Origin of the sequence: Vibrio sp. S17_S38 (genome assembly GCF_014694375.1) — a bacterium.
Lineage (GTDB): Bacteria > Pseudomonadota > Gammaproteobacteria > Enterobacterales > Vibrionaceae > Vibrio.
This window is the reverse complement of the sequence record NZ_JAAUWW010000002.1, coordinates 96301-108249: the sequence shown is the minus strand read 5'-3', so window position 1 is coordinate 108249 and position 11949 is coordinate 96301. Positions and strand designations below refer to the sequence as shown.

Below are 11949 nucleotides of genomic sequence, written 5' to 3'. Positions count from 1 at the left end.
ATATCGTTCTATCTCTCCACCAAATCAAAAATATCAATCTGGTTGCAGTTTTTGCGTAGCTCCGGCTGCAGTTCCATATCAGGACTTTTACCAGTAGGTTTAATAATACGAACTAAAGAGATCAGCGACACAAACGAGGTACCACAATTTAAGTTTAAGCACTGGCAGTAAAGCTCTCGTGTTTCGCTTGAAATTGCACGAGAGGTTGCGATGCGTGTTTTCGTTAAACAAACAGGGCAAGTAACAAGCATAATGAATTCCTCTTTAGTTTGTGAGTGTATTTACTTCTCACTTAACTGATTTTATCCAATCAATTTCTTTAATTTTTTCAATGGTACTGGCCACTTCTTCAAGGCGGTTTATCGCTCGTTGAAAGTTCGGTTCAGTGATACCGCTTAGTGATGCAGATAGTGAAAAACTCAGCCCATCAACCAAATAACGTTTTAGTGCTTCCACCTGGTTGTCGCTGCGTATTTTCGTTAGTGACAGTAAGAGCTGAAAGCGTTCTTCGGTTTCTAAACCTTGTGATAAATAGTTCATAACCTTCCCTTACATTAGATAAGCTTGCTGATATCGACACGCTTCATCTTGTTCCATTAGATAATGGCTATAGCTTAATTGCCTTTCTATTTCTGTATGGGTAGGTTGAGGCGGTATAGGATCGTTGAGTATCGATTTCCAATAACACCGTTTTTCTAAATGATGTTGATAATGACCACGATAAATTTCATCCGCTTGTTCCTTTATGTCTGAAAAATCATTATCACGACTTTGCATAGACCAACCGCGAGCACCAGCCGCCCATAATAGAAAACCATCTAATTTATCTTGCGAATTGTTACCTTCAAAGGTGATACAAAAACGATTAGAGGTGGAGGCAAATACACCACGACTCCGAATTTCTTTATTCGTAGCCAGCGCCATTTTTTCTAATTTGATAATTCGGCCTTGCATCTTGTTCAGGACATCAATTGCTTTGCCTTGATTCTTAGCGATTGACTTAGCTTTGATGGTTTGTGCCTTTTGGGCATAAAGGCTTCGTATTTTACGTTCTAATGGTTTACGCCATTGTTCCAGTTTGTACCCAAGCTCTTTGATTACTGCCGTTATATTGTCAGCTTCAAAAGTAGTTAAACATTGCCAGTCAGGCGCTCGGCTACAACGAGCGATGCTGTAACGGTTTCCTTTTATTAAACCTTGTTCTAAGTTATCGCCTTTGGCCGCATAACCAACCGCTTTGATAATGTAAGTTCCTGCCGCTTTCGGTTGTTTAATTCTTTGAATATTCGCGAACCCATGACCCCATACACTTTCCAAACGTTGAGACCAGGCACTAAATAATTCAGGCTCAACCGTCCAATTTAAAAGTAAGTGAACATGTGGGTTTGGTTCACCGTCTTCATTGGCTGGAGATTCCGCAACCCAAATATAATGAAAATCACTTTCTTTACCCTGCCCCTCAACCTTTACATTATCCAGATCACAATATAGATGACCTTTATCTGTGGTTTTAATCGTGTGTGAAGCAATCCAACCACGTTGATAAATCTTTTTTGCAGCATCAAGAAAACGGCTAGTTTCTTTGCCTAATGATGTATCTAGAGTTTTTATAACATTCCATTTTTTGCTTAATTTATCGTATTTAAATTCAACTGGTGTGTAGGCCCCAATAACATCACTGCTCTCCACCATTCCACCGAAAATACGAGCACGTTGTTTTGGGGTAAAAGTAAGAGTGACAAAAGTGGTAAAGCCACCATGTAGCGTGGAAACATAAGCTGCTGCTTCAAAAATCCGGCCAACAGAACGCCCTGTCAGTTTTTCGGTATATCGGGTACCAGTGTTAGGTTCAGGTGCCGCACTTGGTGGAGTTTGAACAATTAACTGCGCTTTAAATTGGTTACACCATTTACGTTCCATTAATTGCAAAGAAACAGGACTAACATCCGGTGTATTTTTAGCAATCAAACCTTTTGGCGGCAGAATTTGTGGTGTGTGCTGCTCTGCAAGCTCGTACATGCCTTGAAAATTATCAAACACCTCAGTGCTATCGAGAACTGTTACCCCGCGCCGAGCATTGTTTAAAATGCGTAGACGTTGAGATATTCGGTCTTTTTTAGCTCGGTTATTGCGTGTCGGACTTTTGCGCCCTTGGACTAGCCTATAGTCTTCCAAGCTACGCTTGGCCGCTTCGCGGTTATGTTTGTATTTCAAATGGCACAATTGTTCATGCGCACGTATTTTTTTCAGCTCATAATCCATCCACCCTTGAGAATTTGATGTTAAAAAACCAGCTTCTAGGCTGGCGTAATAGTCATTAGCTTGTTTAATTTCATCCGCAGGCCGGACTGCACCTGCGATATAATTGAGATCTGATATATTCATTAATGCAACAATTCCTCTAATTCTGGATCAGTTGGCTTTCTTGGCTGCAGTTGATTGGCATTTTCTCGTAACCGCTCACGCCAAACTTGTTTGCGTCGTTGGTATTCTTGCTGAAACTTATTCTGTGGTTTCTTCCTAACATCAAGATCAGCTTTAATTTTCTCTATCCACTTCAACCCAATTTCTTGTTGTTTAGCGGTTGGAGATATTACGGATCGAGCATTTTGTAATTGGTCTGAATTAGTCATAATTCACTAAACTCCTGTGCATCCATCAAAATACGCAAACAAGCGTCCGCCACTGCGAAAACACCACGATGGATATGTTTAATATTAAATTGGATTTCAGCTTGGCAAGCCGCATCACTGAAACTATCAAACTCACCCAATAATGAACTTTTCACCTCACCGCTATCGTTACGGATAGCAGTACCGGTTTCATTGCAGTGGACAAGAAAGTAATTCACACCGCCCCCATCACATCGTCTTTGACTTCAGAAAGCGCGGCGATTAAATCCTGAAAGTTTTTATCATTGGTAGATTTGCTTGATAAGTCGAAATCGATCAGCCCATATTGAGCAAACATCATGTTGTTTCGTTCTGTTTGTCGACGTAATTGATCAACCAATTCGATAGCGGTATCAATAGCGAGTGCCTTTGAGAATTTGTTCATGCCCAACCCCTTGGATAATGTTTAAAAATGTTTGTTTAATTTATATCGCCGATTTCCAATGTTCATGTCTCTCGGCTTGTTCTTCTGCATAAATTTCTAACGCCTTCATGTTGATGAAGTTACGTCCACGCTTACCACTTTCACGCCGAAGAACTGGTAACTTTCCAAGCGTTACCATGTTTTCTACTGCAACTTCAGTTAGCCCTGTTAATTCTGCGTACTTCTCAGGAGTCACAAAAGGGGCATAAGACACATTAATGCTGTTTAAATATGTTTCGTTATTGTTTATCATCTTATAACTTCTCTCTAATAATGCCCCATACTATTTCGTATGCTTCGTTATGGAGTTTATTAATTAATTGACACTCTTGTCAAGTGTTTCTTTATGGAGTTTTTATGCGTGAATGGTTTCTAACTACAGAACTAATGAATGTTGATGGTCTGCCAAGCACCACTCAAGGTATTAGTCAAAAAGCAAAAAGACATAACTGGAAATCTAGAAAAGCAGGAGGACAAGGGCGAGCTATGGAATATCACTATTCCAACTTTGACGAGCAAACACTTGAAGAATTACGTAAAAAATATGACATCCCATTCGAAAGTAATGTTCGTGAAATTAAAAAAATCACTGACCTCGGGGAGTGGTTATTTATCGATGTTTATGATGTGAAAGCGGCTGCGGGCGGAGGGTGTTTTATTGATGAAGAAAACAAATTATCTTCAATGCCAATCCCTAAAGAAATGTTACAGCCGTTCGGCCTTAATGAAAAAAACAGCGCGATTATTTATGTTCAAGGTGACTCTATGGAGCCGACTCTTAGTCATAACGATAAAATCGTAATCGATATTAGGGAACAAATCCAACCTGTTGAAAACGGCGTTTATGTCATACGTATCGATTCACAGACCTATGTAAAACGACTGAACTGGGATATCGCAAACGCTTGTTATGATGTGGTTTCAGACAACAAATCGCATAAAACTTTTTCTCTTGATGTATGGGGGAAAGATAAAGATAGACTGCAAATTATTGGTCGTGTGATCGCGCCAGTAATGAAAAGAATTTATTAACAACATATCAATAATTTTGTATATAGAAGTCTAGTTTATGACCGTAAAAAAAGATGACAGCGGTAAGTGGTTGGTCGATTTAAGACCGTCTGGACGCAGTGGTAAGCGGTTTAGAAAGCAATTTGTCACCAAAGCGGAAGCTCTGGCTTATGAAAAGCATATTCTAGCAACCACTCACAATAAAGAGTGGTTAGGCTTACCTGAAGACCGCCGCCATTTATCTGAATTGATTGAGCTATGGTGGAAAAAATCTGGTCAATTCAAGCGTACTGCTGAAAACTATAAAAAAAAGGTCATATTGGTCTGTGGTGAATTAGGCGATCCTAAAACAAATAAAATCACACCAAACCTCATTAGCGAGTGGCAACTAAATCGTTTAGAAAAAGGTCATAAGAGCAATACAATTCGTCGCCTTATTTCTTGTCTGAGTAATGTTTTCACAGTACTAATTGAAACTGGTGATTACACTGGTGTACATCCGTTAAAAAATATAAAAAAGCCAATTGAAAATAAAACCTTCATGTCTTTTTTAACTACCAATCAAATTGATATTTTACTGGATGCAGTCAAGCACGATGATGAGTTAAAAAAAGCTGTCGATATTTGCTTATCAACAGGATCAAGATGGCGTGAAACCATCATGCTAAATGCCAACAACCTAACACCTCATAAAATCCAATTTACTGAAACTAAAACAGGTAGACCAAGAGCGGTACCTATTTCAAAAGAATTATACGATAGCATTTATCCAAACAATGGGCGTTCGTTGTTCTTAGGAGATCCGGTTCAACGGCTTTATAAGATAATGAACAAGTTAGCATTGGATATTCCAAAGGGGCAAAAAGCTCACATATTAAGGCACACCTTTGCTAGCCACTTCATGATCAATGGTGGTAATATTTTACAGCTCCAGAAAATATTAGGGCATTCAAACATAACTCAGACGATGACGTATGCACATTTATCGCCAGAACATTTAGTTGATGCTATCAAACTTAACCCTTTAACTAATCGACAGTAGCGCGTCCACATTTTGTCCACATTGCATATGTTTTGCTATGTTTGGTCATTAACGAAAAAATGAAAGCCCTTTAAATTAAGGGCTTGTATGTGTCGCTATGCTTTATTACTCTAGATTTAACGCTCTTTTTAGAGCCCCTTTCTTCTATTATTTATATCAACGAATATTTCTATAAACCAACAGATTCCATCAATAAATAGGATACTGAAATGTCAATTATTCGCTCATTATCACCCATTGCTCTTGCAAGCCTACTTTGCTTCAGTGCTACCGCCTCTGCGGATGTCATTATCAAGTTCCCAAGTAATATCGATATCCTTGCTGTAAATAGTGAAGAGCCCGATATTAGTGGTAACTTCTTTGCGAGTGAAAAAAGCGTCACCCTACCAGATGGCGTTAACCAAATTGTCTTTCGCTATAAGCCAAGCTTTCAAGAAGGGAATGAACAAGTCTCGATCACAACTGATGCGATCATAACTAAGTTTGATGCTAAAGATACGACTCTGTATATCGATGTTCCTGAATATCGCAACGCTGATCAAGCTCGTGATTTTGACAAGAACCCAACGTGGAAACTGATTGATGACAGTGGCAATGCCATTCCTGTTGCTCAAGATAAACTGATGAAAAATGGCGTTCAGCTGGGACGTAAATATGATTCAGAATCGGTTGCTTATAACAAGAAAGGTGGGGTTGCGGCGATTACCACAAGTGCAGCAATACCGGCAGCGGCAGCTGTACAACCAGTGAAAATGTCTGGTGATACACAATATAAAAATACTGAAGAGCAAATGTTGCACTATTGGTTTGATAAAGCCGATGCAGAGACTCAACAACGTTTTGTAGAGTCCATTCAAAAAGCACAAGCCGCTTCTGCTAAATAGTAACACCATAAAAACCAACAAGGTTGCCAAGTTCAACTTGGCAACCTTGTTATTTATACTTCGATTCGATTTCCTTACCCTACTCTTATCCTCTATTCCTTATCAAAACTATCCACTACAATTGCCCCCATTGAAGCAGGCATCGCAATAATAATAAGACGTTTAAAGGCTAAAATAGGATCCATTTCGAGGGGGAATTTGTTCAAGCACACCAACACCAGTGCCACAACACATAATGTCAGAAAATACGCTAAAACAATACGCACACCAAAAGCCAACATACGATGTTTCACATTACTTTGGAAAACACTTTGGTAAGCAAAAAAGCCTAAAATAACGATAGATAAACTAAACAGCATCACAATATTTATCATTGGAAGCGTCCGACTTAAATCCCACGCTTCCTCAGAAAATGAAATCGGCACCGCTAACGTAAACGCACCAATGATCACTTGGCTTGCATCTTCCCAGTTAAAATTTAGCTTCATGCTTCGCTATCCTTTTATGCAAGTATCAACGGCTATACCATCCACACCACTCGAATGGCTAACAATATTAAAACCACACCTGAAACTCTGTCGATCCAATATGCTTTGCGTCTTAGCGTCCCTAAAAGAGCTTGGCTTGAGAGCATAAAAGTAATGATCGTATACCACAAACCATCAACTAAAAATGGTGTCGCAACAATAATAGCTTTACTGCTGAGATCCCCACTTACAGCTACAAATTGGCTAAATAAAGCCGTGAAAAAGAGAGCAATCTTGGGACTTAAAATAGAAATGAAAAAACCTTCTTTGGCCGATTGAAATATCGTGCAGCTTTTACCCGACACCAAGCGTTCTGCAATGCCACCTTTCGACTGAATCGCATTCCAACCAAGCCAGGCCAAATACGCCGCGCCAGCATAAGTGATCACTTTAAAAACGGTGGGAAATTGGTGCAATAAAATAGCCAGCCCTAAAAGAGTAAATAAGGCATATAAACCAATACCAAAAGCGTGTGCCCATGCGGTTGCTAATCCATTAGAACGACCACCTGCAAGACTATGTTTCGCGACCATAGCTAAGCTTGGTCCAGGCGACATCGCCCCTAATAAAGAGATAAGTAATAATGAAGTCCAAATAGTAAATGTCATGTAAATCCTTACTTAATAAACGATAGTAACCAAATAAATAACAGCTAAATTAAGTGTTAAATCAAGATATTAAAAAATTGAGATGAGTAAATGTAGCCAACGATTGTTTGTAAAGAACAAAACTGCAGCTTCAAGTAAAAATAGTATTAGCCAACCAAACTCAATAACCACAATACCATCCACCAAATAAAACTGAGCGCCGCAATCACTAAAGAAAATGCCGAAACATTAAGCCATAAATGAAAGATTGAATTAAGTAATTCGGCATGATTTGGCATGAAATACACCGTAATAAACCACGCAGCGCACAATATAACGCTGACTAATATTGATCCTTTGAAAGCATGCTTAAAGTCTGTCGTACTAGGAACACAATGGAAACACACAATAGATGCCAGTAACAGCCATAATACGTTAAGCCAGCTAGTAGTTGAAAACACCAAAATTTGGCTCAACAACATTAATGCATGATCCCAAATAAAATGAGCTAAATCGAGTAATGACGGAGTGAATAAACTACGGCGGCTTGATTCCACAAAATGAATATTAAGATGCGTGGCTAACGCCCATAAAACCAACATAGTCACCAACATAGGCGCAATCGCAATAAAAAACATGCCAATGGACTGATACAAAGAACGTCGATTCCAATTGTGCTCTACATAACCTAAACGACCATCTTGTCCAAATTGAAAAAATTTAATTTTGTGAATTTTATGCCCAAACACTAACGCCATTAACGCATGAGATAATTCATGTAGCGGCGTGCCAATCATAGCCGAGGTATAAAACATCGCTTTAGAAAGTGGACGCTGGGAAATTTTACGCGACAAAAGTTGGCTTAATCCTTGATGGATAAGAATCAACAACGCTAGTGGGCTAAGTAACAATAAAAAAGCAATCGCAAAAGTAAGCATAAAACAACATGTTAAATATTAGGTTAAATATGGCAGCATGTTATCACGGTTCAGGGAGCGGACACTGCCACATTTAACGGTTTAAACAGCCTATGCTCAACGTAATTGAGGCTTCAAGTCAGATGAATATATGCTTTACACTGTAAATCACTCACATGGTGGTGCGAGATGGATCAAGGCTAATCCGCCGAGTGAGGTTTCTCGATATTTTCGATTCATATCCTTACCCGTTTCAAACATGGTGGCGATCACTTTATCCAAAGACACCACGCTTTTACTGCTGCGCCTTAAAGACATGCGCGAAGCATTAATCGCCTTCATTGCGCCCATCGCATTGCGTTCGATACAAGGCACCTGTACCAATCCACCAATGGGATCGCATGTCATACCAAGTGAGTGCTCCATTGCAATCTCTGCTGCGACACAAATTTGTTCGTTAGTGCCGCCACATAATGCAGCTAAGCCAGCCGCGGCCATGGAAGAAGACACACCAATCTCACCTTGGCAGCCAACTTCAGCACCAGAAATAGAGGCATTAGTCTTGTATAAAATGCCAATCGCGCCAGCAATAGCAAAGAAATCCACCAGCTTTTTAGTATCAAGCTCTTCAATAAAGCGATGATAATACATCAACACAGCTGGAATAACGCCAGCCGCGCCATTAGTGGGTGAGGTAACTACTTGCCCTCCGGCGGCATTTTCCTCACTCACCGCGAAAGCAAACAAATTAATCCAATCCATAATTTCCATCGGATCAGTGGTTAACTGTGAACCGCTTTCTAGTCGCATTCTTAAATTAGGAGCCCGGCGTACCACACCTAAACCGCCTTCTAAAACACCTTCGGTTTCAAAACCGCGCTGCATACATTGACTCATCACTTGCCAAATTTGATCCGCTTTAGATTGGATCTTGTCCATATCAAAAAATGACAGCTCATTACGCAATATCATCTCAGCCAATGTTAAGCAATGTTGATCCGCTTGCAGCAGCATCGATTCCGCATCATGGAAAGGAAACTCTACTTGGGTGGTTTCTTCACTTCCTCTATTTTGCATTTGCTTGGACGTTAGAATAAAACCGCCACCAATCGAATAATAAATTTCGCTGACAATTTCTTTTGCGTCTTCACCTAATGCGGTGATCACCATACCATTTTCATGTAAAGGCAAATTGGTTGAGTGAAATTGAATATCTGCAGCGTAATCAAACGAGATAGTCTTATAACTATCCGTTTGAGATCCAATCATTTCAATTGCATAAAGATCCAATTGATGATCGTCGAGTGCTTTTTTTAAGGCTTGATTAGCAATATCTAATTGAATGGAATCTGGACGATTGCCCAATACACCTAAGATCACCGCACGGTCAGTATGATGCCCAATCCCCGTTAACGACAACGATCCATATAAATCGATACGAATACGGCTAATTTGGGGTAAATAAGGCTGCATCAATTGGCTGAATTGATAGCCCGCAATCATTGGGCCATTAGTATGGGAGCTCGATGGTCCTACGCCAATTTTAAAAATATCAAAGATTGATAACATCTTTACCTCATATCAAGTGATAACTCTATTAATTACTATAGCTTGGTTTACTCACAGATAATGCTAAATGACGCATAAAGTTAACTTGAGGGTTATGGTATTTTCCGATACTTTGCTTCTAGTTCAATAAACTCATGCTGGAAATAAAAATATGGATATGACGGTGGGACAAGTCGCCAAACGCGCAGGAGTGAGTATTGCCACTCTACATTTTTATGAGCAAAAAGGATTAATTTACAGCACTCGCACCACCGCTAATCAACGTAGATATTCCAATCAAATATTACGCCGTATTGCCGTGATCAAAGCGGCGCAAAATGTTGGATTAACATTACAAGAAATCTCCACAGCATTAGCACATTTACCCAAAAACAAAGCTCCAAAAAAAGAAGAGTGGGAGCAAATGTCACAAGGTTGGCATCAAATGTTAGATGAGAGAATTCAAAATCTACAAGCCCTTCAAACCCAGCTAGGCAGCTGCATTAATTGTGGTTGTTTATCGTTAGATAGTTGCGCGCTATACAATCCACAAGATTCTAAAGGGATAACTCAGGCTGGAGCAAAGCTAAGTGTTCGAATGATAAATGAAAACTGAAATAAAACTGCCATCAAACCAGAATATATTTACGTAGAAGAAAAAGGTCGGCATTATCCCAAACACATCTCCGTACCTTTAACGGCTAAAATACGAAGTCATCAACTACTTGGTAATGTTATTCGCTACCAAGTTGCCATGGACAACTGCCGTGATTGCGAATTAACCGTCGATTTATTAAATCGCTCATCTGAACGATTATTGGCTAGTGGACAACAACTTAATCTGCGCTTTAATCTTAATGAAATTCAACCAGTGAGAGCCTAAACATGACCAAACCTCTGTATGTTTTTGATATGGATGAAACTTTAGTCAATGCTGATTGCGCGATGCTTTGGCATGAATTTTTGGTTGAACAGAAAATAGCGACCAATCCAAACTTTATTGCTGAAGACAAAAGATTGATGGGTTTATATTCAAAAGGTGAGCTGGATATACAAGAATATTTAAATTTTTCGATTGAGCCTATTCGCCATTTGAGCGTTGAAAAAGTGTTACAATTGGCCGATCAATGTGTGGAAGAAAAAATACTGACAAAAATCTTTCCGCAAGCCAACACTTTAATAGAACAGCTCCACCAGCAGCAACGTACCATGTTGATCATCTCGGCATCCGTGACTTTTTTAGTGGCAGCGGTAGCAAAACGCATTGGCATTCAATATGCAATTGGTATTGATTTAATTGCAAAAGATAACCAGCTCACGCCAACTATTCTGGGAACGCCTAGCTATCAACAAGGCAAAGTCACTCGCTTACAACAATGGTGTGATCAACAAAGTGAGTCATTTTCAGAAGTGCATTTTTATACTGATTCCATCAATGATTTACCTTTATGTGAATACGCCGATTTTGCTTATTTAGTCAATCCATGTGAACGTCTGCTAGCACAAGCTAAAGGGAAGCCTTGGCAGAGATTAAACTGGGGATAGTAAAAATTTCCCACCACAATCAACGATGGGAAATTTTTGTCTATAATAATCAATTTATTCTGCGCCATTGATTGATTGATTGATAAATCAACTTATATTTCAATGCAATAAATATTGCATCACAAAATCACCCTTTAACTCGATACTTTTCGACATGGACACTTTATATTGCACAAATACTTCATCATTTAATAAGGGCAAACTATGTTTTCCATTAAACACTTAACAATACCAACTGTTCTCACCACACTTCTCGCCGCTTGTGCTAATACTCAACCTTTAGTGGATCAGTCAGGAACCAATTTAGTCGAAACAACGCAACCTATTTATACGTTAGTCAACTTACACCCAGACCAACAACGTAAGCGTTTGTACACGGTTAACTACCAACAAGATGGATTGATCTCGCGTTGTACTCAAGTTGACTTACAAGATTACAACAATAAATTAATCACCTTTCAAGAAACAAAAACAGGCACTGTGTATACTCTAATCCGTCATAAATCATCACCAGATTTTTCCCAGTACTTACAAGGCTACTTTGGTACAAAATGTACCGCAACTAACAAGCTCGCATTAAGTAATCTTGATAAAAAAGGCATCGAGCAAGGGAAAGCATTAATAGGCATGACCAAAGAAGGTGTAACGCTTGCCATAGGCTATCCACCAGAGCACAAAACCCCGTCACTCGACAGTAATCAGTGGATGTATTGGTCTAATCGTTGGAATAAATTTCTTGTGATCTTCAATGACAAAGGTTTAGTTGAACAAATCCAAGACTAAATTCTTCGC

At 39.4% G+C, this 11949-nt stretch carries 17 protein-coding genes and 1 pseudogene; 7 read left to right on the top strand and 11 right to left on the bottom strand.

The genetic code is table 11. The features are described from left to right. Positions 1–8 precede the first annotated feature (8 nt). Genes HC725_RS02050 through HC725_RS02020 form a run of 7 tightly spaced genes read right to left on the bottom strand, consistent with a single transcriptional unit; the run spans position 9 to position 3349 of the window. On the bottom strand, positions 9–251 hold the full coding sequence (locus HC725_RS02050) for an ogr/Delta-like zinc finger family protein (protein ID WP_190330104.1): 243 nt from the start codon (positions 249–251) through the stop codon (positions 9–11). Positions 252–288: 37 nt separating this feature from the next. After that, positions 289–540: a PapB/FocB family fimbrial expression transcriptional regulator gene (locus tag HC725_RS02045; RefSeq protein ID WP_190330103.1), complete on the bottom strand. Its 252-nt coding sequence runs from the start codon at positions 538–540 to the stop codon at positions 289–291. 9 nt (positions 541–549) lie between these two features. Continuing rightward, positions 550–2385 (bottom strand): rolling circle replication-associated protein, encoded by a 1836-nt coding sequence (locus HC725_RS02040; protein ID WP_190330102.1) that lies wholly within the window; start codon positions 2383–2385, stop codon positions 550–552. Continuing rightward, positions 2385–2633, bottom strand: coding sequence for a hypothetical protein (locus HC725_RS02035; protein ID WP_190330101.1), 249 nt, complete (start codon positions 2631–2633; stop codon positions 2385–2387). The genes HC725_RS02040 and HC725_RS02035 overlap by 1 nt, the downstream gene beginning before the upstream one ends. Beyond that, positions 2630–2851: a hypothetical protein gene (locus tag HC725_RS02030; RefSeq protein WP_190330100.1), complete on the bottom strand. Its 222-nt coding sequence runs from the start codon at positions 2849–2851 to the stop codon at positions 2630–2632. Before HC725_RS02030 ends, HC725_RS02035 begins: the two co-directional genes overlap by 4 nt. Continuing rightward, the gene (locus HC725_RS02025) at positions 2848–3057 is read right to left on the bottom strand and encodes a hypothetical protein (RefSeq protein ID WP_190330099.1); all 210 of its coding nucleotides are present in this window, start codon (positions 3055–3057) and stop codon (positions 2848–2850) included. The genes HC725_RS02030 and HC725_RS02025 overlap by 4 nt, the downstream gene beginning before the upstream one ends. A gap of 40 nt (positions 3058–3097) precedes the next feature. Then, positions 3098–3349, bottom strand: coding sequence for a Cox family DNA-binding protein (locus tag HC725_RS02020; RefSeq protein WP_190330098.1), 252 nt, complete (start codon positions 3347–3349; stop codon positions 3098–3100). Positions 3350–3453: 104 nt separating this feature from the next. On the opposite strand from HC725_RS02020, the gene HC725_RS02015 reads away from it, so the two are divergent. The 3 genes from HC725_RS02015 (at position 3454) to HC725_RS02005 (ending at position 6033) form a co-directional block, all read left to right on the top strand. Next, on the top strand, positions 3454–4128 hold the full coding sequence (locus HC725_RS02015; protein WP_190330097.1) for a helix-turn-helix domain-containing protein: 675 nt from the start codon (positions 3454–3456) through the stop codon (positions 4126–4128). Positions 4129–4165: 37 nt separating this feature from the next. Further along, positions 4166–5149: a phage integrase gene (locus tag HC725_RS02010; RefSeq protein WP_190330096.1), complete on the top strand. Its 984-nt coding sequence runs from the start codon at positions 4166–4168 to the stop codon at positions 5147–5149. Positions 5150–5358: 209 nt separating this feature from the next. Further along, positions 5359–6033, top strand: coding sequence for a DUF2057 family protein (locus tag HC725_RS02005; protein ID WP_190330095.1), 675 nt, complete (start codon positions 5359–5361; stop codon positions 6031–6033). Positions 6034–6125: 92 nt separating this feature from the next. Here the strand turns inward: HC725_RS02005 and HC725_RS02000 are convergent, their stop codons facing one another. From HC725_RS02000 to HC725_RS01985, 4 genes are all read right to left on the bottom strand, one after another. After that, positions 6126–6521 carry a DUF2391 family protein gene (locus HC725_RS02000; RefSeq protein WP_190330094.1) on the bottom strand — a complete coding sequence of 132 codons (396 nt, stop codon included), beginning with the start codon at positions 6519–6521 and terminating at the stop codon, positions 6126–6128. A gap of 32 nt (positions 6522–6553) precedes the next feature. Further along, positions 6554–7168: a LysE family translocator gene (locus HC725_RS01995; protein WP_190330093.1), complete on the bottom strand. Its 615-nt coding sequence runs from the start codon at positions 7166–7168 to the stop codon at positions 6554–6556. 146 nt (positions 7169–7314) lie between these two features. Further along, positions 7315–8085: a hypothetical protein gene (locus HC725_RS01990; RefSeq protein WP_190330092.1), complete on the bottom strand. Its 771-nt coding sequence runs from the start codon at positions 8083–8085 to the stop codon at positions 7315–7317. Between the two features lie 147 nt (positions 8086–8232). Then, positions 8233–9633: an L-serine ammonia-lyase gene (locus HC725_RS01985; protein ID WP_190330091.1), complete on the bottom strand. Its 1401-nt coding sequence runs from the start codon at positions 9631–9633 to the stop codon at positions 8233–8235. Between the two features lie 151 nt (positions 9634–9784). Here HC725_RS01985 and soxR point away from each other — a divergent pair, with 151 nt between their 5' ends. The 4 genes and pseudogenes from soxR (at position 9785) to HC725_RS01965 (ending at position 11940) form a co-directional block, all read left to right on the top strand. Then, on the top strand, positions 9785–10228 hold the full coding sequence (gene soxR / locus HC725_RS01980; protein WP_190330090.1) for a redox-sensitive transcriptional activator SoxR: 444 nt from the start codon (positions 9785–9787) through the stop codon (positions 10226–10228). Next, positions 10229–10495 (top strand): annotated as a pseudogene (locus tag HC725_RS01975) (TOBE domain-containing protein); the annotation flags it as partial. Between the two features lie 2 nt (positions 10496–10497). Continuing rightward, positions 10498–11157, top strand: coding sequence for an HAD family hydrolase (locus HC725_RS01970; RefSeq protein WP_190330089.1), 660 nt, complete (start codon positions 10498–10500; stop codon positions 11155–11157). 204 nt (positions 11158–11361) lie between these two features. Next, positions 11362–11940 (top strand): hypothetical protein, encoded by a 579-nt coding sequence (locus HC725_RS01965; RefSeq protein ID WP_190330088.1) that lies wholly within the window; start codon positions 11362–11364, stop codon positions 11938–11940. Positions 11941–11949: the final 9 nt, after the last annotated feature.